Origin of the sequence: Paraburkholderia sp. CNPSo 3272 (assembly GCF_024206495.1) — a bacterium.
In the GTDB taxonomy this organism is placed as follows: domain Bacteria; phylum Pseudomonadota; class Gammaproteobacteria; order Burkholderiales; family Burkholderiaceae; genus Paraburkholderia.
In genome coordinates, this window is sequence record NZ_JAMBPQ010000036.1 from 1 (window position 1) to 21704 (window position 21704).

At 64.9% G+C, this 21704-nt stretch carries 19 protein-coding genes and 1 pseudogene; 6 read left to right on the forward strand and 14 right to left on the reverse strand.

What is annotated here, in order from left to right:
- From M3I53_RS29780 to M3I53_RS29800, 5 genes and pseudogenes are all read left to right on the forward strand, one after another.
- Positions 1-161, forward strand: a pseudogene (locus M3I53_RS29780) (group II intron reverse transcriptase/maturase); the annotation flags it as partial.
- 175 nt (positions 162-336) lie between these two features.
- The gene (gene waaC, locus M3I53_RS29785) at positions 337-1338 is read left to right on the forward strand and encodes a lipopolysaccharide heptosyltransferase I (RefSeq protein WP_254319395.1); all 1002 of its coding nucleotides are present in this window, start codon (positions 337-339) and stop codon (positions 1336-1338) included.
- A 239-nt stretch (positions 1339-1577) separates the two neighbouring features.
- Positions 1578-2462 carry a Kdo hydroxylase family protein gene (locus M3I53_RS29790; protein ID WP_254319396.1) on the forward strand — a complete coding sequence of 295 codons (885 nt, stop codon included), beginning with the start codon at positions 1578-1580 and terminating at the stop codon, positions 2460-2462.
- An 85-nt stretch (positions 2463-2547) separates the two neighbouring features.
- Positions 2548-3873, forward strand: a complete 1326-nt coding sequence (gene waaA / locus M3I53_RS29795; protein WP_254319397.1) for a lipid IV(A) 3-deoxy-D-manno-octulosonic acid transferase — start codon at positions 2548-2550, stop codon at positions 3871-3873.
- 455 nt (positions 3874-4328) lie between these two features.
- The gene (locus M3I53_RS29800) at positions 4329-6332 is read left to right on the forward strand and encodes an acyltransferase family protein (protein WP_254319398.1); all 2004 of its coding nucleotides are present in this window, start codon (positions 4329-4331) and stop codon (positions 6330-6332) included.
- Positions 6333-6359: 27 nt separating this feature from the next.
- Here M3I53_RS29800 and ureG read toward each other — a convergent pair whose 3' ends face one another.
- From ureG to M3I53_RS29835, 7 genes are all read right to left on the reverse strand, one after another.
- On the reverse strand, positions 6360-7010 hold the full coding sequence (ureG, locus tag M3I53_RS29805; RefSeq protein WP_254319399.1) for an urease accessory protein UreG: 651 nt from the start codon (positions 7008-7010) through the stop codon (positions 6360-6362).
- A 14-nt stretch (positions 7011-7024) separates the two neighbouring features.
- Positions 7025-7705 carry an urease accessory protein UreF gene (locus tag M3I53_RS29810; RefSeq protein WP_254319451.1) on the reverse strand — a complete coding sequence of 227 codons (681 nt, stop codon included), beginning with the start codon at positions 7703-7705 and terminating at the stop codon, positions 7025-7027.
- Positions 7692-8336 (reverse strand): urease accessory protein UreE, encoded by a 645-nt coding sequence (gene ureE / locus M3I53_RS29815; RefSeq protein WP_254319400.1) that lies wholly within the window; start codon positions 8334-8336, stop codon positions 7692-7694. The genes M3I53_RS29810 and ureE overlap by 14 nt, the downstream gene beginning before the upstream one ends.
- A gap of 9 nt (positions 8337-8345) precedes the next feature.
- Positions 8346-10052 carry an urease subunit alpha gene (gene ureC, locus M3I53_RS29820; protein WP_254319401.1) on the reverse strand — a complete coding sequence of 569 codons (1707 nt, stop codon included), beginning with the start codon at positions 10050-10052 and terminating at the stop codon, positions 8346-8348.
- A gap of 41 nt (positions 10053-10093) precedes the next feature.
- Entirely contained in the window at positions 10094-10399 is a 306-nt protein-coding gene (locus M3I53_RS29825; RefSeq protein WP_254319402.1) for an urease subunit beta, read from the reverse strand.
- Between the two features lie 17 nt (positions 10400-10416).
- A complete protein-coding gene (gene ureA, locus M3I53_RS29830; RefSeq protein ID WP_028208480.1) occupies positions 10417-10719 on the reverse strand; it encodes an urease subunit gamma in 303 nt (100 codons plus the stop codon).
- A 252-nt stretch (positions 10720-10971) separates the two neighbouring features.
- Entirely contained in the window at positions 10972-11877 is a 906-nt protein-coding gene (locus M3I53_RS29835; RefSeq protein WP_254319403.1) for an urease accessory protein UreD, read from the reverse strand.
- 552 nt (positions 11878-12429) lie between these two features.
- On the opposite strand from M3I53_RS29835, the gene M3I53_RS29840 reads away from it, so the two are divergent.
- On the forward strand, positions 12430-13971 hold the full coding sequence (locus tag M3I53_RS29840) for a Fic family protein (RefSeq protein WP_254319404.1): 1542 nt from the start codon (positions 12430-12432) through the stop codon (positions 13969-13971).
- A 218-nt stretch (positions 13972-14189) separates the two neighbouring features.
- Here M3I53_RS29840 and urtE read toward each other — a convergent pair whose 3' ends face one another.
- From urtE to M3I53_RS29875, 7 genes are all read right to left on the reverse strand, one after another.
- On the reverse strand, positions 14190-14885 hold the full coding sequence (gene urtE, locus M3I53_RS29845) for an urea ABC transporter ATP-binding subunit UrtE (RefSeq protein WP_254319405.1): 696 nt from the start codon (positions 14883-14885) through the stop codon (positions 14190-14192).
- 26 nt (positions 14886-14911) lie between these two features.
- Positions 14912-15793 (reverse strand): urea ABC transporter ATP-binding protein UrtD, encoded by an 882-nt coding sequence (gene urtD, locus M3I53_RS29850; protein ID WP_254319406.1) that lies wholly within the window; start codon positions 15791-15793, stop codon positions 14912-14914.
- Complete coding sequence (gene urtC / locus M3I53_RS29855; RefSeq protein ID WP_254319407.1) at positions 15790-16983, reverse strand: urea ABC transporter permease subunit UrtC; 1194 nt, start codon at positions 16981-16983, stop codon at positions 15790-15792. The genes urtD and urtC overlap by 4 nt, the downstream gene beginning before the upstream one ends.
- A 1-nt stretch (position 16984) precedes the next feature.
- Entirely contained in the window at positions 16985-18634 is a 1650-nt protein-coding gene (gene urtB / locus M3I53_RS29860) for an urea ABC transporter permease subunit UrtB (protein WP_254319408.1), read from the reverse strand.
- Positions 18635-18748: 114 nt separating this feature from the next.
- Positions 18749-20053 (reverse strand): urea ABC transporter substrate-binding protein, encoded by a 1305-nt coding sequence (gene urtA / locus M3I53_RS29865; protein ID WP_254319409.1) that lies wholly within the window; start codon positions 20051-20053, stop codon positions 18749-18751.
- Between the two features lie 421 nt (positions 20054-20474).
- On the reverse strand, positions 20475-20798 hold the full coding sequence (locus tag M3I53_RS29870; protein ID WP_254319410.1) for a rhodanese-like domain-containing protein: 324 nt from the start codon (positions 20796-20798) through the stop codon (positions 20475-20477).
- 72 nt (positions 20799-20870) lie between these two features.
- On the reverse strand, positions 20871-21524 hold the full coding sequence (locus tag M3I53_RS29875; RefSeq protein ID WP_254319411.1) for a protein-L-isoaspartate O-methyltransferase: 654 nt from the start codon (positions 21522-21524) through the stop codon (positions 20871-20873).
- Positions 21525-21704: the final 180 nt, after the last annotated feature.

A 21704-nucleotide genomic window follows, 5' to 3' on the forward strand; every position in this document is an offset into this window, starting at 1 on the left:
CGACCATCTACCGGGAACTGCGTGCGCTGGGAGCACTGCCCGCTGTGGCGCAACAAGTGGCGGCGAACAGCCATCGCTGGTGGCGTAACAGCGGCCAGCTGCTGAACAGCGTGCTGACCCTCGCCTACTTCGATCGGCTGGGCGTGCCACGACTCTCATAACCTCAACTCCCCGAACCGCCCGGTGCGGACCCGCATGCCGGGTGGTGTGGCAGGGGCGCAGCCAGTTGGCTGTCCCCTATGCCGATCCTTTCCGCGCATTTCCCCGGATTTTCTTTGCATTTGCGTGCGGCGCGCTAAAATTGCCCACCTTTTTAATCTGTCCGGCCCAAGAGCCTTGAGCGTGCAAAAGATCCTTATCGTGCGCGTGTCGTCGCTTGGCGACGTCGTCCATAACATGCCCGCCATTGCCGACATTCGGCGACGGTACCCCGACGCGCAGATCGACTGGCTCGTCGAAGAGAGCTTCCAGTCGCTCGTCGAGCTCGTGGAGGGCGTGCGCCGCGCGATTCCGTTTTCGCTGCGCCGCTGGCGCAAGGGTCTCCTCTCGGGCGCCAACTGGCGCGAGATCGGCGCGTTCCGGCGCGCGCTCGCGGCCGAGAAGTACGACCTCGTGATCGACTGCCAGGGGCTCATCAAGACGGCCTGGGTGGCGAGCTGGGCCCGCGGGCCCCTCGTCGGCCTCGGCAACCGCACCGATGGCGCGGGCTACGAATGGCCGGTGCGCTTCTTCTACGACCGGTCGATTCGCATCGAGCCGCGCACCCACGTAGTCGAGCGCACGCGCCAACTGGTTGCGGGCGCGCTCGATCTCGCGCCGCCGTCGCCCACCGACGAGATCGACTTCGGCCTCGATACCTATCGCGCCGCGCAGGCGCTCGCGAGCGTCGGGCTGAACCTGCCGGTGCCCTATGTGGTGTTCGTGCACGCCACGTCGCGCGCCGACAAGCAGTGGCCGGACCAGCACTGGATCGAGCTGGGCCAGGCGCTCGTGCGGCGCGGCGCGTCGCTCGTGCTGCCTTGGGGCAGCGAGGCCGAGCGCGCCACGAGCGAGCGCCTCGCGCGCGAATTCGGCGAAGCGGCTATCGTGCCGCCCAGGCTCTCGCTGCCTGCCGTGGTGGGTCTCATTGACGGCGCCGCGGCCACGGTGGGCGTGGACACGGGCCTCGTGCACATCGCGGCGGCGCTCAAGCGTCCGACCGTCGAGTTGTACAATTTCGCGACCGCCTGGCGCACGGGCGGCTACTGGTCGCCGAACGTCGTCAATCTGGGTACGGCAGGGCAGCCGCCAACGCTTGCCCAGGTGAAGGGCACGCTGGCGGGCTTCGGGCTGCTGTAGCGGCGCACCGCCGCAGCGCAGGCGCCTGAAAGACGGAGCGGCTGCGGCGCGTCAAGGCGCAGCATGGAGGCCGCGGGTATAAGAATCGGCGCGCACGAGGGTGCACAGACTTGCACAAGCGCGCGCCAGGGCCTGGCCGGCAAGGGCCGCGCGCGAACAACAAGGCGAGCAACAGGGCACGCCACGCTCGCACCGTGCCACACGGCAGGCAATCAGATCCATCGCTTCCAGGGGCGACAATGAACGAATCCCAGATCATCGAAATCACTTCCGCCGACTGGCACGGCCAGCAGCTCTCGCAACCGCGCGAGACGCTGCTCGATGCCGTCGAGCAGGGCAAGGTGCTGTATTTTCCGCACCTGGCCTTCGCGATCGAAGGCGGCGAGCGCGCGCTGCTCGACCCCGCGATCGCCGACCCCAAGCGCAAGAACATCAGCCTCGACCCGAACGGCGGCGCGCTGCACGGCGTGCTCGGCGACACCGTTACGCAGTCGGCCGTGCGCGCGTTGATCGCGCGTTACCAGACCTGCGCGCGCACGCTGGTGGACGGCCTCTTTCCCGAGTACATCGGCAAGCTGCGTGTGGCGCCCACTAGCCTGCGTCTGCACCAGGTGGAAACGCGCCAGACCTCGTGGCGCAAGGACGATTCGCGTCTGCACGTGGATGCGTTTCCCTCGCGCCCGAACTACGGCGAGCGCATCCTGCGCGTGTTCACCAACGTCAACCCCAACGGCGTGCCGCGCGTGTGGCGCGTGGGCGAGCCGTTCGAGGACATGGCAAAGCGCTTCTTGCCGAACATCAAGCCGCAGTTTCCGGGCTCGGCGTGGCTGCAGAACCTGCTGCATATCACCAAGTCGCCGCGCAGCGAGTACGACCATCTGATGCTCAACCTTCACGACGGCATGAAGGCCGATCTCGGCTATCAGCAGTCGAGCCCGCAAGAGACCATCGGCTTCCCGCCGGGCAGCGTGTGGGTGTGCTTCTCCGATCACACGTCGCATGCCGTGATGTCCGGTCAGTTCATGATGGAGCAGACCTTCTTCCTGCCGGTGAAGGAGATGGTGCATCCCGAATGGGCACCGCTCGGCATTCTCCAACGCCTCAAGCGCAAGGAACTGGTTTGAATCCACGCGCGATGAGCCTGCCGATCTACGCTTCCTGCCGCGCGGCCGCGGCGTTTCGCATGACCCTGGCCGACGCGGAGGCCCGATGCTGAGAGCGATCTATCGCGCGGCCTGGTGGCTCATTGCCCCGCTCGCGGTGCTGAGGCTGTTCATTCGCTCACGTCGCGAACGCGGCTATCGCGAGCATATCGGCGAGCGTTTCGGTTTTTCTGCCGGGCGCTTGCCCGAGGACGACGCGCCGCTCATCTGGGTGCATGCCGTCTCCGTAGGCGAGACCCGCGCGGCGCAGCCGCTCGTCGACGCGCTGCTGGCGGCGCGCCCCGACGCGCGCGTCCTGCTCACGCACATGACGCCGGGCGGCCGCGCCACCGGCGAGCAGCTTTTCGGCAATCGCGTGCTGCGCTGCTATCTGCCATACGACATGCCGCGTGCGGTGCGGCGCTTCCTGCACGCATGGCGACCGTCGCTCGGTCTCGTCATGGAAACCGAGGTCTGGCCCACGCTCATCGACGAATGCAAGCACGCCGACGTGCCGCTCGTGCTCACCAACGCGCGCATGTCGGCGCGCTCGTTCAAGCGCGCGGCGAAGTTCGGCGCGGGCGCACGCGAGGTATTCGGCGGCTTCACGCGCGTGCTCGCGCAAAGTCCATCCGACGCGGAGCGCCTCACCGCGCTCGGCGCGCGCAACGTGGCTGTGCTCGGCAACCTCAAGTTCGACATGGCGAGCCCGCCGGCGCTGATCGCGCGCGGCCGCGACTGGCGGCGCGCGATCGGCGAGCGGCCGGTGTGGGTGGCGGCGAGCACCCGCGAAGGCGAAGAGGAGCTCGTGCTGCAGGCCTTCGCGGCACTGACTCAATCAAATGCGGTGCCGGATGCGCTTTTGATCCTCGTGCCGCGCCACCCGCAGCGCTTCGACGAAGTAGCCGCGCTCGTGGAGCGCAAGAACTTCAAGCTCGAACGGCGCTCGCGCTGGGCGCCGGCCGCGGCTGCGGCTGCCGCGGCTTCCGCGCATGTGGGCGTGCGCTTGCTGCCACAGGACGTGAGCGTTCTGCTCGGCGATTCGATGGGGGAGATGGGCGCCTACTACGCTGCCGCCGATCTCGCGTTCATCGGCGGCAGTCTCTTGCCGCTCGGCGGGCAGAACCTGATCGAAGCGTGCGCCGTGGGCGTGCCGGTGTTGATCGGGCCGCACGTGTTCAACTTCACGCAGGCCACCGCGGACGCCACGGCCGCGGGCGCGGCCCTGCAGGTTCAGGACCCCACCGATCTCACGCGGGCCTTGCGCGAACTCTTCAACGACAAGTCGCGCCGGGTCGCAATGGGCGCGGCTGCGGCGGCATTCGCTTCGCGCCATCGCGGCGCGACGGCGCGCACGGTGGATGTTGTGCAGGCGCTCGTCTCCGATGTTTGAATTCGTGCGCGATAGAGCATGCGCACGTCGCTCAACGACAACTTGGCCACTGCTGAAAGAGTGTTGTTTGTTCTGCGCGGGTGTCGTCAAAACGACCGCTCGGGGCTATTGCACGAAGCGGAGGAGAGCAGCGCCAATGCAAGCGCGAGCCGGTAGGAAAGCGCCTTCGTGTGTTATTTGGGGTTAGATTTTTGAAAGGGACAAAAGCGGATACATGAAGGGCTATTTATAGACGCCTGAAGGGTGGCGTATAGACACATGAAAGGGTGGGTTCATCGCGTCCCTTCACGCACAGCGATGCGTACGTATGCGCACATACGCTCGGGCCAGAGCGCAGGTGTACTGGGTTCACGTGGTTGATTGCGTTCGAGCCACGTCTGCGTAAGGAACGCATTGCTGAATATCGGTATCGCTGGCGTTCGCCTCACCGATATGCAGTCACCGAAGGCCAGTTCATGCCACCGACGATTACCCCGCAAGTGCTGCCGGTGCCGTCAGCGACGGAGTTCATCGACAGTTCGCCCAATCGAGCGGCGACCCGCAGCTTAGCGACGCATGGATATCGCCCACACGTCGACGGCCTGCGAGCGATCGCGGTCATGGCAGTGATTCTGTTTCATGCGTTCCCAAGCCGGATGGCAGGCGGATTTATCGGGGTCGATGTTTTTTTCGTCATATCCGGATATCTCATTACCACCATCATTCTCACCAATCTCGAGCGCGACAAATTCAGTATTGCTGATTTTTACGGCAAGCGCATCCGCCGGATATTCCCTGCACTTCTTCTCGTATTGTTCTTTTGCGCGGTGACCGGATGGTTCGTGCTGCTGCGAGACGAGTACCCGCAACTCGGGAAGCACATCGTCGGTGGGACTTCCTTCGTCCAGAATTTTGTCTTGTGGGGTGAGAGCGGCTACTTCGATAGCGGCCACGAGGCCAAGCCATTGTTGCATCTCTGGAGCCTTGCGGTTGAAGAGCAATACTACATATTCTGGCCCCTGCTACTGAGCTATGCGTGGACGCATCGCTGGCGCTTCCCGGTCGTGAATGGCGCGATCCTCGCGATGTCCTTCGGCGTCAGCGTATGGCTGGCCTCGCGGGACCCCGTTGCTGCCTTCTACTCGCCGCTTTCCCGCTTCTGGGAACTCATGGTTGGCGGCTCGCTTGCCTATATCGCTTTGCGTCGTCCGGATCTGGTCGGACGATACGCCAACCTGCTCTGTGTAACGGGAGTAGGTCTCCTGTTGTCAGGATTTTTGCTGATCAATCACGAGCGGCCTTTTCCAGGATTTTGGGCATTGTTGCCGACGGTGGGCACATTCCTCGTCATCGCAGCGGGTTCAGGCGCGTGGATCAATCGCACTATTCTCTCGAGTCGCCCCTTCGTGACTTGCGGGCTGATTAGCTACCCGCTGTATCTCTGGCATTGGCCGCTGTTGTCGTTTGCCCATTTCGTCTGGCCGGACAATGGTCATCCCACGAAGATTGCCGTGGTATTGCTATCAGTCTTGCTCGCCTGGCTCACACACCGTTATGTCGAGAAGACGATTCGCTGGCATCGCTCCGCGAATCGAACGGCGCTTCTGCTGGCTCTCTGCCTCGTGCTGATGATGGTTGGCGGCGCGGCGATCAAGGACGCGCTCATCAGCCCCCGCATCGACGCCGTCAACCTCGCTACTCGGACCGGGTGGGACTTCCTGGCGTCAAGAAGTCCAGATGGGCGGCCTCGGGACGGCATCTACCCCTTGCACGAAGAGCGAAAGACTACGACGCTGTTTCTTGGGGATTCGCATGTCGCCCAGTATGCCGAACGAATCTACGCAGACGAGCAGGCCGACCCCTCAAAAAACGGGGCTATCTTTGCTGTCGCTGCGGCTTGTCCTCCCATTCCACACGTTTTCGATCGCGACCTACCCGTCGATTCAGAATGCTGGTCGGTTCGGCGCGAGGCGCTGGCGGAGGCCGCGAGTAGCCGAATCACCACTGTCGTGATCGGCGGTTATTGGAGCTACTACTTCAACGCCGCGGGCTATTACCTGGCCAGCGGTCAAAAGGAGTTGAGTCTGGCCACGCCAGAAGGAAGAGCGGCCGCATTCGTCGAGCTCGATCGGGAAGTGAGGGAACTGCAGGCGCAGAACAAAAAGGTCTACGTGCTGCTCGACAATCCGATAGGTGACCCGTTCGACCCCCATGTATTTTTGTCGAGAATCGGGCGTTTCGACCCACGCGAGGCGCAGCAACGCGTGAAAATCGATGGCCTCCAACAAAGCGTTCGCAAGGAACTGATCGCGCTGGCCGAGCGCGATCATGCCTCGATCATCGACCCCGACGCGCGCCTGTGTGTGGATGAAGCATGCATCCGGGTGACGGGAAAATGGTCAGCCCTCTATGAGGACAGATCACACCTGAATCCCGACTGGATCGTGAAAAACGCCGACTACCTCGATCCGTCAATCTGAGGGATCGGTGCGGTTACGCCGATGTGTTCAAGCGTTTTGCGTAACCAGAAGGCCCCGTTTTTCGATAAAAGCGATCACCTCACCAAGCCCCTCGAGCGCCTTCAGATTGCACATCACGAAGGGCCGCTCGCCGCGCATCTTTTTCGCGTCGGAGGCCATGATGTCGAGGTTCGCGCCCACGAGCGGCGCGAGGTCGGTCTTGTTGATGACGAGCAGGTCCGACTTCGTGATGCCGGGGCCGCCCTTGCGCGGAATTTTTTCGCCGCCCGCCACGTCGATCACGTAGATCGTGAGGTCCGAAAGCTCGGGGCTGAAGGTGGCCGCGAGATTGTCGCCGCCCGATTCGATGAAGACGATGTCCGCATCGGGAAAGCGCGTGAGCATCTGGTCGACGGCTTCCAGGTTGATCGACGCGTCTTCGCGGATCGCGGTGTGCGGGCAGCCGCCCGTTTCCACGCCCATGATGCGCTCGGCGGGCAGCGCGCCCGCAACGGTCAAGAGGCGCTGGTCTTCCTTCGTGTAGATGTCGTTGGTAATGGCAACGAGGTCGTAACGCTCGCGCATGGCCTTGCAGAGCATTTCGAGCAACGTCGTCTTGCCGGAGCCGACCGGTCCGCCCACGCCGACGCGCAGCGGCGGCAGCTTCTTCGTTCGTTTGCTGGGTGCGTGCGAATTCATGGTTCGTGTGTGTGTCAGGAGCGGAAAAGCCGCGAGTACTGCGATTCGTGGCGCGCAGAAAGCACGCCGAGTTGCGGCGCGAAGGTGTTGAGCGCCTCGGGCGGCGTCGCGAGAGCGCGCGCCACGGCTTTCTCGATTTCGGGCCGTAGCGCGACGATGATGCGCTGCCCGGCGAGCTGGCCAAGCGGCACTGCCTTGAGCGCGGCGGCCGTCTGGTTTTCGATCCAGCTGAACGCGTAGGCGGCGAGCGCGGCGTGCGGCGCGGCCTCATGGGCCCATGCGGCGAATGCGAAGGCCGTGGGTTGCGCAAGGGGCGTCATGCGCTCCAGCGTGGCACGCCGGTCAGCGTCGCCCCATTCGAGCTGGGCGCAGAGTTGGCGCAGCGACCAGCCCATCTGTGCGGTCTCGCGCCGCAATTCCGCCGACTCGCGGCTCGCGACGAATTCCTCGTTTGCCACGATCAGCGCGGGCGCGTCGTGCGTGCGCCAGCGTTCCATCTGGTGCGCCACAAAAGGCAGCTCGCCGCAAGCGAGCACGTTCGCGAGGCCGCCCGCTATCCAGTGTTCGGCATCGTCGGCGTTCGCGACGAGTTGCGCATCGATTGCGGCTTCGAGTCCCTGCGAGTAGCTGAACGCGCCGATGGGCAGCGCCGGCGAAGCCAGATGCAGCAGGGCGGTCAGCTCAGCGATGTTCATGGCTGTGGTCGTGCGCGTGGCCGTCGCAGTGACCGTGATCGTGTCCGCAATCGTGGTCATGCGGAGGATCGTCGCCATGGGCGTGATTGTGCGCACCGTGCGCGTGGTCGTGCGAATGTCCATGGTGCTCGTCGTACACGCGTTGCGCGAGCGCGTAGTCGTCGGCGAACGTTTCGTCGTGGCCGTGGCGGTGGCCACCGCCGTATGCGCCCGATTCCGGCTGGAACGGCGACTCCACGCGCTCGACCTGCGCGCCCAGGCGCTTGAGCATGTCTTCGAGCACGGGGTCCGCTTCGAGCTTGAGTTCGTCCGCGCCCACCTGCACCGGCGTATGGCGATTTCCGAGGTGATACGCGGCGCGCGTGAGCGTGAGGCGGTCGGGCGCGCGGACACGCAGTACGGACTCGGCCGCCGCGATCACGCGCACGAGGCCGCCGTCGTCGGCCACGAGCAGATCGCCGTCGCGAAGCACCGTGCCGCGCGGCAGCACCACGCCCACTTCCTCGCCCGTGTCGAGCGTGGCCGCGAGGCGGCTCTTGCAACGCGCATCGTAGGGCAGCGTGAGCGTAGGCGCCCGCTTCACAAGAACGGGCGCGAGCTTCGCGGTCAGTCGTTTGTCGATCGTGCGCATGGCTAAACTTTAGAACAGGAAGTAACGCTGTGCCATCGGCAGCACCGTGGCGGGCTCGCAGGTGAGCAACTGGCCGTCGGCTATGACCTGGTACGTTTCGGGATCGACGCTGATCTTCGGCTGCCAGGCATTGTGAATCATGTCGGCCTTCGTCACGCTACGGCAGTTGCGTACCGCCACCACACGCTTTTGCAGGCCGTAGCGCTCGGGCATGCGTTTGTCGAGCGAGAGCTGCGAAACGAAGGTGAGCGATGTTTGTGCGAGCGCGCGCCCGCGCGTGGCGAACATCTCGCGGTAATGCACGGGCTGGGGCGTGGGAATCGAGGCGTTCGGGTCGCCCATCTGCGCGAGCGCGATCATGCCGCCCTTGAGGATCAGCGAAGGCTTGATGCCGAAGAACGCCGGTTCCCAGAATACGAGGTCGGCCCATTTGCCGGGCTCGAGCGAGCCCACTTCGTGCGCGATGCCGTGCGTGAGCGCCGGATTGATCGTGTACTTCGCCACATAGCGCTTCACGCGGAAGTTGTCGTGGCGCGCGTTGTCCCCGGGCAGAGCACCGCGCTGCACCTTCATCTTGTGCGCGGTCTGCCACGTGCGGATGATGACCTCGCCCACGCGGCCCATCGCCTGGGAATCCGAAGAAAGCATCGACAGCGCGCCGAGATCGTGGAGGATGTCCTCGGCGGCGATGGTCTCGCGGCGGATGCGCGACTCGGCAAACGCAATATCCTCGGCAATCGACGGGTCGAGGTGATGGCACACCATCAGCATGTCGAGATGCTCGTCGAGCGTATTGATGGTGTACGGGCGCGTGGGGTTCGTCGACGAGGGCAGCACATTCGCTTCGCCGCACACCTTGATGATGTCGGGCGCGTGGCCGCCGCCCGCACCTTCGGTGTGGTACGTGTGGATCGTGCGACCCTTGAAGGCGGCCACCGTCGCTTCCACGAAGCCCGACTCGTTGAGCGTGTCGGTGTGGATGGCCACCTGCGTATCGGTCGCGTCCGCCACGCTCAGGCAGTTGTCGATGGCCGCGGGCGTCGAGCCCCAGTCCTCGTGCAGTTTCAGGCCGATCGCGCCCGCGGCGATCTGTTCTTCAGCGGGTTTCGGCAAACTCACGTTGCCCTTGCCGAGGAAGCCTAGATTGATCGGCCAGCCGTCCGCGGCCTGCAGCATGCGCTCCATATGCCACGGGCCCGGCGTGCAGGTGGTGGCGTTGGTGCCCGTGGCCGGGCCAGTGCCGCCGCCCAGCATGGTCGTCACGCCCGAGGCGAGCGCTTCGTCGATCTGCTGCGGGCTGATGAAGTGGATATGCGTGTCGATGCCGCCCGCCGTGACGATCTGGCCTTCGCCCGCGATCACTTCGGTCGCGGCACCAATCGGAATTGTCACGCCCGGCTGCACGTCGGGATTGCCCGCCTTGCCGATCTTCCAGATGCGCCCGTCCTTGATGCCGATGTCGGCCTTCACGATGCCCCAGTGATCGACGATTACGGCGTTCGTGACCACGGTGTCCGCGACTTCCGCGTGCGTTCGCTGCGACTGGCCCATGCCGTCGCGGATCACCTTGCCGCCGCCGAACTTTACTTCGTCGCCGTAGACGGTGTAGTCGCGTTCGATCTCGATGATGAGTTCGGTATCGGCGAGACGCACGCGGTCGCCGGTCGTGGGGCCGAACATCTCCGCGTAGGCGCGGCGGCCGATCTTCAATGTCATGTCGGATTCCTGATGAATTCGCCTGAATTCGCTGGCCGCGCTCAGAGCGGGCCCATCACCTGGCCGTTAAAGCCGTACACGGCGCGCTCTCCCGCGAGCGCCACGAGTTCCACGGTGCGTTCCTGCCCCGGCTCGAAGCGCACGGCCGTGCCCGCCGCAATGTTCAGCCGAAAGCCGCGCGCGGCTTCGCGCTCGAACGAGAGTGCGGCGTTGACCTCGTAAAAGTGGAAGTGCGAGCCGATCTGCACCGGTCGGTCGCCAGTATTGGCCACCTTGACCGTGACGGTCTCGCGGCCCGCGTTGAGTTCGATTTCGCCGTCGTCGATCAGCATTTCGCCGGGGATCATGGCTGGCTCCTCCCGGCTCAGGGGATCGGATGGTGGACAGTGACGAGCTTGGTGCCGTCGGGGAAGGTCGCTTCGACCTGGATGTCGGGGATCATCTCGGGAACGCCTTCCATCACGTCGTCGCGTGTGAGGAGCGTGGTGCCGTAGTGCATGACCTCGGCGACAGTCTTGCCGTCGCGGGCCGCTTCCATGAGCGCTGCGCTGATGAAGGCGACGGCCTCCGGGTAGTTGAGCTTGAGGCCGCGCTCGCGGCGCCTTTCGGCGAGCAGCGCGGCGGTGAAGATCAGGAGCTTGTCTTTCTCGCGTGGCGTGAGCTTCATCGCGTCATCGTATTGGGTCGGTTGGGGCAACTCTGTCGACCCAGCTTACGGGAGCGAGGTTACGCGCAGCTTGCAACCTCGCGCGCGGCGCGCACGAATCGATGCAAGCTCACAGCAAGGTGTGTGCCAATGAAAGGGGACAGCGTGGCTGCACCAATTGGGAGGTGCTTGTGCACCGCGTTGGCATTGCTGCGCTGCGTTACCGTGCGCAAAAACGCCGATGCGCACCGCTGAGGTGCGTCCAACGGATGCTCAGGTCGTCCACAAGCGCAGCGGCGCGGCCTTTATGCCGTGCACGAACGGCCGCAGAGCCGTCCAGCACTGCGCGAGCGTGTTCTGCAGCGGTTCCATCGAACGCCCGACCACGCGCACGAGCACCACGCCCGGTGCGATGCAGGTCGCGCCCGAGCGCAGCGCGTCGTCGAAAGGCAGGATGGCGGCGAGGTCTTGTGCGAGCGCCTCGTTGCACGCGGGGCCGATCGCCCACAGCACGCCGAAAGCGGGGTAGCCAGCGAGCCCTTGCGGCGCGTCGCGCAGCGGGTCGTTGGCGTCGATGAGGGCGCGCTCGAGCCAGAGCAGTTGATCGTCGGTTTCGTCTTCCGAGGCAGCGCGCGTCACGCGCGTGAGCGCTCGCACCATGCCCGCCGACCAGCGTTCGCCCGCGGCCTGGCGGCCCAGTTGCGTGGCGTCCCAGCCGATGGCCGTGGCCCCCGCGCCGAGCGTGAGCGCGAATTCGAGTTCGGCGTGGGCGTGATCGAACACGAGGTTGTTCTCCGGCAGCCAGTCGAGCTTAGCGCCCGTGCCCACGCGCACGTTAATGCGCTGGCGCGCCACGCGCCCGTTCGACTTGTACCACTTGGTCGCGCCCGGCGTCGTGAGCACGGCGTGAGCACCATCGCCCACCTTCACGTCGATGTCGAGCCGGTCGCCGCCCGCGATGCCTGCGGGCGGATGCACGATCACCGCGTGACAGATCGCTTCGCCTTCGGGGTAGAGCGGCCGTTGCACGCGCAACGGCCCCGCGTGCAAGCGATGCGTGAGTGCGGTGCGCATGCCCTGGCGCTCGAAGCCGAGCTCGAGTTTTGCGGCCCATTCCTGATGCGCGGTGCTGCAAAACGTGGTGTTGGCGAGTGCAGCGTGATCGACGTGGAGCGACATGCGTGGCGAGGGGGACGGGGCAATGGCGTGGAGGATAGCATGCGCTCGCGAGCGCTGATCAGGGGCTGGGCAAGCGTGCGTGTCAAGACCGCTTGCATGTCACGCCGGCGGCTCAGCGCTCAGACGGATGACGTCCTGGACGTCCAGAACGCGAAAAGCTCGCGCGATCCTGGTCATCAGGAACGGGGCAGCACTCTCACCTGTCGGTAAGTCGTAGCCGAGGCGCTCGAGCATCGTGCCAGTCACGGCGCGATTGCAATGCGTTGACTGACTGCAGCAGTTCAGGAGGCGGCGGCATTGCGCAGCTCAGCCGCGCAAATTCCGTTTCGCGCAACGCGGGGCGGCGCGGGAAAAAGAGTCACAGGGTGCGAGGTCGTGCAAGCTCGAGCATTTCAGCATTGCCAGGCGCGGCTTTTCTTGCCGCCCCTGTGCAACGGTGGCGGGGAGGTCGCGCCTATCAACAGGGGTGGCGCGACGATTTTTCGAGTATTCGTCGTTAAAAATGGCCATTTGCGATAATATTTCGAGATATCTGAACGTTTTTCGAGTCGCATGGCCGAACTGGAACCCGTTGGCTACCAACATCTCATCGAGCACCTGAACCTGGAACCACAGGTTCGGCCGCTTGAGGCGCCCGCTTATCTCAATGGTTCTGTGAACCAGAAAGTGCGCGGCCACAATGGATTCTGGTATCCGCGCAAGACCGCGGTGGAGCAAACACTTATTGGGCACGTCGAATTCGCGCTTCGCAATGAGGGGGTGAACCTTGAGGTGCTTGAGGCGGTGGTTGAGCATCTGCCGGAGGCGGAACTTCTACGCCGGTGGTCCGAGTCGCCGAACAGTGCGTTCGTACGAAGGGCGTGCTTCTTCTGGGAGTGGCTAACCGGCGGCAATCTGGTGGTCGACAAGAGCCCTACAGGCGCCTACGTCGATGCACTGCCAGAGGCTGACTACTTCACGGCGGATTCCGCGCACGCAATCCGGCACCCGAAGTTCCGGGTGCGAGACAACCTGCCTGGCACGCGCGATTTCTGCCCGCTCGTGCGGCGCGTTGCACTGGCGGGCGGACCCTCTCTGGACGACTTGCTGGATGAGGCGAGTCTGACACTGGAGCAGGTCACCGACGCAGCACTCTACGAACGCGCGGTCCGCTACCTGTTCCTTTCCGAGACGCGCAGCAGCTACAGCATCGAACGCGAAACGCCCAGCGGTAACAAGGGCGAGCGCTTCGTCCAGCTTCTTGCCCGGGCCGGCGAGGAAGAGCGCATTACCGAGGAGTGGCTCGTCGAGTTGCAGAACGTCATCGTCAGGGACACCTACGCTCAGGAGGCATCGTACCGGGCGAAACAGAACTGGCTCGAGGATGGAACGGGGCGTGTCACGTTTTTCCCGCCGCCGCCCGAAGACCTTCCGCGCGCCATGCGAGGATGGGAGGCGTTCATCAACGAGCAGTCCGGCGCTGGCGGATATCGGTGCCCCAACGTGCTCGTGCGGTCCGCCTGCGCGGCCTTTGGGTTTGTCTACCTGCATCCCTTTCTGGATGGGAACGGGCGTATTCACCGCTTCCTTATCCACCATGTGATCAACGGTGCCCGGCGATTGAAGGGCGGGGCCATCGTGCCGGTTTCAGCGGTCTTCAAGCGCCACGAAGACTTGTACCTTGACGTGCTAAATGGGTTCTCCCGCCCGACCACGCGGCTCTGGCGCTACGCGCCCGGCGAGGACGCGCCGCACGTCGTTTCGTCACCCGGAGGGCGACCCTACCGGTTCTTCGACGCGACGGGGGAAGTCCGTTTCCTGCACCGCATGCTCATCGACGCCGTGAGGACCGAGTTGCCACGCGAACTGCACTGGCTAAGTGGCTTCGACGCCGCGTTTGAGCAGCTGAACGGCGAATTCAATCTTCCCCGCCCAGACCTGTCGGCGCTCATCCGCATGGTGCAATCGAACAACGGAAAGCTGTCGTCGAACAAACGCAAGACGTACCCACATCTGCCCGATGAGGTCATTGCCCGGATCGAAGAGGTGGTGCGCGAGGCTTTCAACCCGGCATCGGCACGCCCCAGCAGTGACGGCGAATCCGGGCAGCGCTGAGAGCCGGAGCACCGTGGTGCGCCTCCCGACGCGACAGTTTTTCGAGGAAGAAGCGCCGATGGCCAGGTGGAATGAAGAAATTTCGGGCAAAACGACAGAATTTCGCATGGGAACAGCGATGTCGACGCGAACGGGCTTCCCAATGACCGCTCGCATGTTCCGGACCCCGTGGGTCCCAAGGGTATGCCTGGACGGTCGGTACGCGCTGCGTTCAGGCTTCATACCGCGATCAACTCCCGCACCCCATCCGCATCCATGCTCGCGCCGGCGCCGCCGGCCACGATCTCGCCGCGGCTCATTACCCAGTAGCGGTCCGCGATGGCCTTGGCGAAGTCGTAGTACTGCTCGACCAGCAGCACCGTCATGTGCATCTCTTCCACGAGCCGGCGCAGCGTGCGGCCGATGTCCTGGATGATCGAAGGCTGGATGCCTTCCGTAGGCTCATCGAGAATGAGCAACTGCGGATCGCTCATCAACGCGCGGCCGATGGCGAGTTGCTGCTGCTGGCCGCCCGAGAGGTCGCCGCCGCGCCGCGTCTTCATCTCTTTGAGCACGGGAAAGAGTTCGTAGAGATGCGCGGGGACGCCCTTAGGCATGCGCTTCTTGCTCGCCGCGCCCACCAGCAGATTCTCTTCGACGCTCAAGCGCGGAAAGATATCGCGCCCTTGCGGCACGTAAGCGAGGCCCTGCGCCACTCGGGCATACGTGGGCAGCTTCGTGAGCGCTTCGCCGCGCCAGGCGATCGCGCCGTTCTTCGTCGGCACGACGCCCATCAGGCAGCGCAGCAGCGTGGTCTTGCCCACGCCGTTGCGCCCGAGCAGCACGGTGAGTTCGCCCTCGGGCACCGTCATCGAGACGTTGCGCAGGATGTGGCTGCCGCCATAGTACTGATTCAGCGATTCGATGGTTAGCATGGCTGGCTGATCTATTCAAAACGGCCCTAGCGGCCGAGATACGATTCGATGACCGCTTCGTCGCGCTTCACCTCGTCGAGCGTGCCGTGCGCGAGCACGCTGCCTTCGGCCATCACCGTGACGCGGCCGGTTTGCCCCGCGAGCGCCGCGACGAACTCCATGTCGTGCTCGACCACCATCATCGAGCAGCTGCCGCGCAGGCGGTTGAGCAGCGTCGCGAGCTCCATGGTTTCGTCGTCGGTCATGCCGGCGGCGGGCTCGTCGAGCAGCAGCAGTTGCGGCCTTTGCATGAGCAGCATGCCGATTTCGAGCCGCTGCTTCTGGCCGTGCGATAGCTCGCCCGCGAGGCGTCGCGCGTCGCTCTCCAGCCGGATCATCTCGAGCGTTTCCTCGATCTTCGCCTGCGCCTCGCGGCCAAGGCGCGCCCGCAGCGTGGCGAACCAGCCCTTGTCGGCCTTCATCGCGAGTTCGAGGTTCTCCCATACGGGATGCTGCTCGAACACCGTGGGCTTCTGGAACTTGCGGCCAATGCCCGCGCGCGCGATGGCCGGCTCGTTCATGCGCGTGAGGTCGAGCGTCTGCCCAAGGAACACCTTGCCCGAATCGGGCGCAGTCTTGCCGGTGATGACATCCATCATCGTGGTCTTGCCCGCGCCGTTCGGCCCGATCACGCAGCGCAGCTCGCCCGCGTCGATCACGAGCGAAAGCTTGTTGAGCGCGCGAAAGCCGTCGAAACTCACGGTCACGTCTTCGAGATACAGGATCGTGCCGTGCGAGATGTCGATCGCGCCGGGTTCGACCACGTGCCCGAGTTCCGCCACGCCGGAGAGGGCGAGTTCGTCGTGCTTGAGGGCGTCGTCGAAGGGGTTGTGGTTGAGCGGGTCGCTGATCACGCTATGTCCGTTCATGGGCGTTCGCTCCGCGTGGTGATCCGCTTCCGGATGAGTTCGATGAGTCCCACGATGCCGTTGGGCAGCAGGAGCGGCACGAGCACGAACATCAGGCCGAGGAAGAATAGCCAGTACTCGGCGAAATGCGCCGTGAAAAAGCTCTTTGCGCCGTTCACGGCGAATGCGCCGATGATCGGCCCGATGAGCGTGCCGCGTCCGCCCACGGCCACCCAGATCGCCATTTCGATCGAGTTGCCCGGCGACATCTCGCTCGGGTTGATGATGCCGACCTGCGGCACGTAAAGCGCGCCCGCGATGCCGCACAGGACGGCCGAGACGGTCCACACGAACAGCTTGTAGCCAAGCGGGCTGTAGCCGAGAAACATGAGGCGCGTTTCGCCGTCGCGCACGGCGCTCACGACACGCCCGAGCTTCGAGGTGACGACGGCGCGCGCGCCGAGAAACGCAAGCACGAGCACGGCGAACGTCAGAAGAAACAGCACGGTGCGCGTGCCCGGATGCGTGATCGGCATGCCCGCGATTCGCTTGAAGTCGGTGAAGCCGTTGTTGCCGCCGAAGCCCGTTTCGTTGCGATAGAAGAGCAGCATCGCGGCGAACGTCATGGCCTGCGTGATGATCGAGAGGTACACGCCTTTCACGCGCGAGCGGAACGTGAAGAAGCCAAACACCCAGGCGACCACGGCGGGCACGAGCACAACGAGCACAAGCGTATACCAGAGGTGCTGCGTGCCTTGCCAGTACCACGGCAGCGCATGCCAGTCGAGAAACACCATGAAGTCGGGCAGGTCGCTGCCGTACTTGCCGTCGTGACCGATCTCGCGCATGAGGTACATGCCGATGGCGTAGCCGCCCAGCGCGAAGAAGAGGCCGTGCCCGAGGCTCAGAATGCCGCAGTAACCCCACACGAGATCGAGCGCAAGTGCAGCGATCGCATAACACATGAGCTTGCCGCCCAGCGTCATCGCATACGCGGAAAGATGCAGCGCGCTCGCTTGCGGCAGCACCAGCGCGCAAAGCGGCACGCCCACGCCGATGGCGAGAATCAGCACGATGAGCGCGAGCCACGCGCGCGGCGAGAGCAGGGCCGGCCGCGCCGGCAAGCCGAGCGCGAATGTTTCGGCGCCGTCGCCGGAAGGTCGCGAGGCGCCCAGCGTGTGACGCGTGGAAGAGGAAGTGACGCTCGTCATGTCATGCCTCCGCGCTGCGGCCCTTGAGGGCGAACAGACCCTGCGGACGCTTCTGGATGAAGAGCACGATCAGCACGAGCACGGCGATCTTCGCGAGCACGGCGCCCCAGAACGGCTCGATGGCCTTGGAGACGAGCCCGAGACCGAAGCCGCCGATAACGGTGCCCGCGATCTGCCCGACGCCGCCCAGCACCACGGCCATGAACGAATCGATGATGTAGCTCTGGCCGAGATCGGGACCGACGTTGCCGATCTGCGAGAGCGCGCAGCCACCAAGGCCTGCCACGCCCGCGCCGAACGCGAAGGCCCACGCGTCAACACGCGCGGTGCGCACGCCCACGCAGGCGGCCATGCGGCGGTTTTGCGTGACCGCGCGCACGAACAGGCCAAGACGCGTCTTCGTGAGGACGGTCCACGCGATGCCCACGACGATCAGCGAGAACGCGAGGATCGCGAGACGGTTGTACGGCAGGATGAGGTTGGGCATGACGCTCACGCCGCCGCTCATCCAGGAGGGGTTTTCGACCTGCACGTTCTGCGCGCCGAAGATCATGCGCGTAGCCTGAATGAGGATGAGGCTGATGCCGAACGTCGTGAGCAGCGTTTCGAGCGGGCGGCCGTAGAGGTGGCGGATCACGAGCCGCTCGATTGCCGCGCCCACGAGCGCTGCGGTGACGAACGAAGCGGGAATCGCGAAGAGCGGATACCAGTCGAACGCGCCGGGCGCGTAGCGCTGCACGAGCGTTTGGACGACATAGGTTGCGTACGCGCCGATCATCAGGAACTCGCCGTGCGCCATGTTGATGACGCCGATGAGCCCATAGGTGATGGCGAGGCCGAGCGCGGCGAGCAGCAGCACGCTGCCGAGCGACAGGCCCGCGAACAGCGTGCCGGCGATCTCGCTGCGGCGCTGGATGGCGTCGAGCGCGTCGATGCCTTGCTGCACCGCTGCGCGCACTCCGGCATCGGGCTCGTTGTACGCGCCGCTCGCATTCTTCGCGACGAGTGGGCGCAGCAGTTCGTACATGTCGAGGTCGTGGCGCGCCGCGACGAGCTTCGCCGCCTCGAGGCGCGTGGCCGCGTTCGGATCGTGCAGCGCGGTCATGGCCCAGAGCGTGTCGAGACGGCGCTTGAGCGCCGGGTCGGTTTCCTTCGCGCGCGCGGCGTCGATCATCGGCTTCATGGCCGGGTCGGGGTTCTTCAGCAACGCGGTGATGGCAGCGCGGCGCGTTTCCTGCTCGGGCGAGGCGAGTTGCAGACCCGAGACCGCGCCTGCGACCTTCGAGCGCAACAGGTTGTTCAGCGTGATGGGCTGCGCGCTCGACGCGATGTTTGCGGCGACAGGCTGGCCCGAGGCGGCGTCGCGCGCGCCTTGTCCATCGGCGCCATCCTGCACCAGCACTTCGCCCGAATCGGTTGCCGTGACGTTGTCGTCGGCGAGTGCCTTGAGGATCGCAAGCGAAGCGGCGTCGTGCGTTGCGATGAGCTTGTCGATGGCCGCGGACTTCGCGTCGAAATCGTCGCCGCCCAGCGGGGCGACGTCGGCCGCATCCAGTGCGTGCGCGCATGTGCATAGCGCCGTGAAGAGCGCAGCCGCGGCGAGCGTGTGGCGCAAGCCCGCGCGCGCATACCTCGGGAGTGAGAGAGCCATGGTGCTTTCTTTTTTGGTGCGGACCACAGCGCAACACGCTGCCGTTACGCCGCGGCCCGTGAACAGGGCACGCGAGCGCGCTACCTTGCGGCGCAGCGCTCGCGAAAGACAACGTCAGGCCACGCGCGAGCGGCGCAGGAACGCGGGCAGCGCGTTCGAGGTGACCACATCCGGCTTGCCTGCGTTGCCGGCGATGAACGGGCTCCACGGCTGCGCGCGCACGGCGGTCTTCGTTTTCCACACGACGTTGAACTGGCCGTCGCCGCGAATCTCGCCGATCATCACCGGCTTGTGCAGGTGGTGGTTGCCGTCCATCGTGAGCGTGAAGCCCGAGGGCGCCGCCACGGTCTGGCCGATCATCGCCACGCGGACCTTGTCCACATCGGTGCTCTTCGCCTTTTCCACGGCCTGCTTCCACATATGGATGCCTACGAAGGTGGCTTCCATCGGGTCGTTGGTCACGCGTTTGCTGCCGCCGGGCAGGTTGTTCGCCTGCACCCAGGCTTCGAACTGCTCCTTGAACTTCGTGTTGTTCGGGCCTTTCACCGACATGAAGTAATTCCACGCCGCGAGATGCCCCACGAGCGGCTTCGTGTCGATGCCGCGCAACTCTTCCTCGCCCACGGAGAACGCGACCACGGGCACGTCGGTCGCCTTGATCCCCTGGTTGCCGAGCTCCTTGTAGAACGGCACGTTCGAGTCGCCGTTGATGGTCGAAACAACCGTGGTCTTGCCGCCTTGCGAGAACGTCTTGATGTTTGCGACGATGGTCTGATAGTCGCTATGGCCGAACGGTGTGTAGACCTCCTGAATATCGCTGTCTTTCACGCCCTTGGAGTGCAGGAAGGCGCGCAGGATCTTGTTGGTCGTGCGCGGATACACGTAGTCGGTGCCGAGCAGGAAGTAGCGCTTCGCGCCGCCGCCTTCGGCGCTCATCAGGTATTCCACCGCCGGGATGGCCTGCTGGTTGGGCGCCGCGCCCGTGTAGAACACGTTGCGCGACATCTCTTCCCCTTCGTATTGCACGGGGTAGTAGAGCAGGCCGTTGAGTTCCTCGAACACCGGCAGCACCGACTTGCGCGACACCGAGGTCCAGCAGCCGAACACGCAGGCCACCTTGTCCTGCGTGAGGAGCTGGCGCGCCTTTTCGGCGAAGAGCGGCCAGTTCGAGGCCGGATCGACGACCACGGGCTGGATCTGACGCCCCATCACGCCGCCGTTCTTGTTGATGTCTGCAATCGTCATCAACGCGGTGTCTTTCAGTGAGGTCTCCGAAATGGCCATCGTGCCCGAGAGCGAGTGCAGGACGCCGACCTTGATCGGCCCGCTGCCGGTGTCCGCGTGCGCGAACGGCACGCGCCCCGCAGCCGCGAGTGCGCCCGACATCGTCCCGAGTTTCAACAGACTGCGACGTTTCATTTTTGTGCCTCTTGTCCGTGAGTGAGTCGTGGGCCGTGGCGCGTGGTCGTTTATCGTCTTGCGCGCCGCCCGGTGTGTGTGGCGTGTCTTGCGCATAACCTTCTGCAAGCGTTGTGCCAGCGCGCAGGTCAAGCGCCAGGCTTGCCCCATAAGGCGCGCGGCGATGCTGGGCGCATCGGCGGTGACGCAACGGGCGGGCGATTGTGGTGCAGCGAGACGCATGTTCGGGCGCGCTGCATCGTCCCAGTGCGCGCATGCATGAAGCGGGACGAACGGTGCGGCAGGGCGCGCTGCATCGTTGTGCATGAGGGGCGTGCGGGTGGGCGCACGCAGTGGACCGAGGCGAATGGTCCAGAAATGACAAAGGGCGCGGCCGGAGCCGCGCCCTTCGCGCCGTTTCGTTACGCGGGCGTGCGCCTGCTCAGTACGTCGGCACCTTGGGGTCTACCTGACGCGACCAGGCGTCGATGCCGCCTTGCAGGTTGAACACCTTCGTGTAGCCGCGCGACTCGAGGAACATCGCCACCTGGGCGCTGCGCGCGCCGTGGTGGCAAATGCAGACGATCTGCGCCTCGTCGTCCAGTTCCTCGCTGCGCGCGGGGATCTCGCGCATGGGGATCGACATGCTGCCGGCGATCTTTGCCGTTTCGATTTCCCACGGCTCGCGCACGTCGAGCAGTACGGGAGTCTCGCGCGAGGTGTCGGCAAGCCATTCGGCGAGGGCGGGGGCGGTCAGATTCTGCATGGAACACTCAATCGGGTAAGTAAGCCGGGCTGCTGTGCAAGGGACCCGGCGATGCGGCAGGTTGGCGGCGCCTTAGAACTTGAAGCGCGGCGGATGCACGGCGTTCTGCAGCGGCTCGACATACGTTTCGAACACGCCGGCAATACGGAACTGCTTTTCGTCGATGCGCGTGATGATCTGCGCTTCCATGACCGGTGCGCCGCCCACGAAAGCGGCCAATCGCCCGCCCACCTTGAGCTGCTCGAGCAGTTCCTGCGGCACGACCGGCAGGCCGCCCGAGACGCAGATCACGTCGTACGGCGCATTTGCGGCCCAGCCGCGTGCGCCGTCGCCGACCACGACTTCGGCGTTCAGCACGCCGTTCTTGACGAAGTTCGCGCGCGCGAATTCGGCGAGTTCCGTGTCGATCTCCACGCTCAGGACCTTCTGCGCCCGGTGCGCGAGCAGCGCCGCCATGTAGCCGGAGCCCGCGCCGATTTCGAGCACGCTCTCGTGCTTCTTCACCGCGAGTTCCTGCAGCACGCGCGCTTCGACGCGCGGCGCCATCATGTGCTGTCCGTTCGGCAGCGGCACTTCGAGGTCGGCGAACGCGAGGGCGGTATAGGCCTCGGGGACGAAATGCTCACGCTTGACGATCGAGAGCAGGTTCAGCACGTCCTGGTCGAGCACTTCCCAGGGGCGAATCTGCTGTTCGATCATGTTGAAACGCGCTTGTTCGATGTTCATGGTGACTCGGCGTTGTGGTCGGGATCGGTTCGGGTCGAAGCCCGGCAAAAAAGGGCGTCGGGCAATCGGAGAATTGTAGCAAACCGGTTACTGGCCTGGCCGCGCCGCCGGCAGCCCAGGGAATTCCGAAGGGCACTGACGCATCGGTGTTTGTCCTGGCTTCGTGAACCTTGCGGTTTT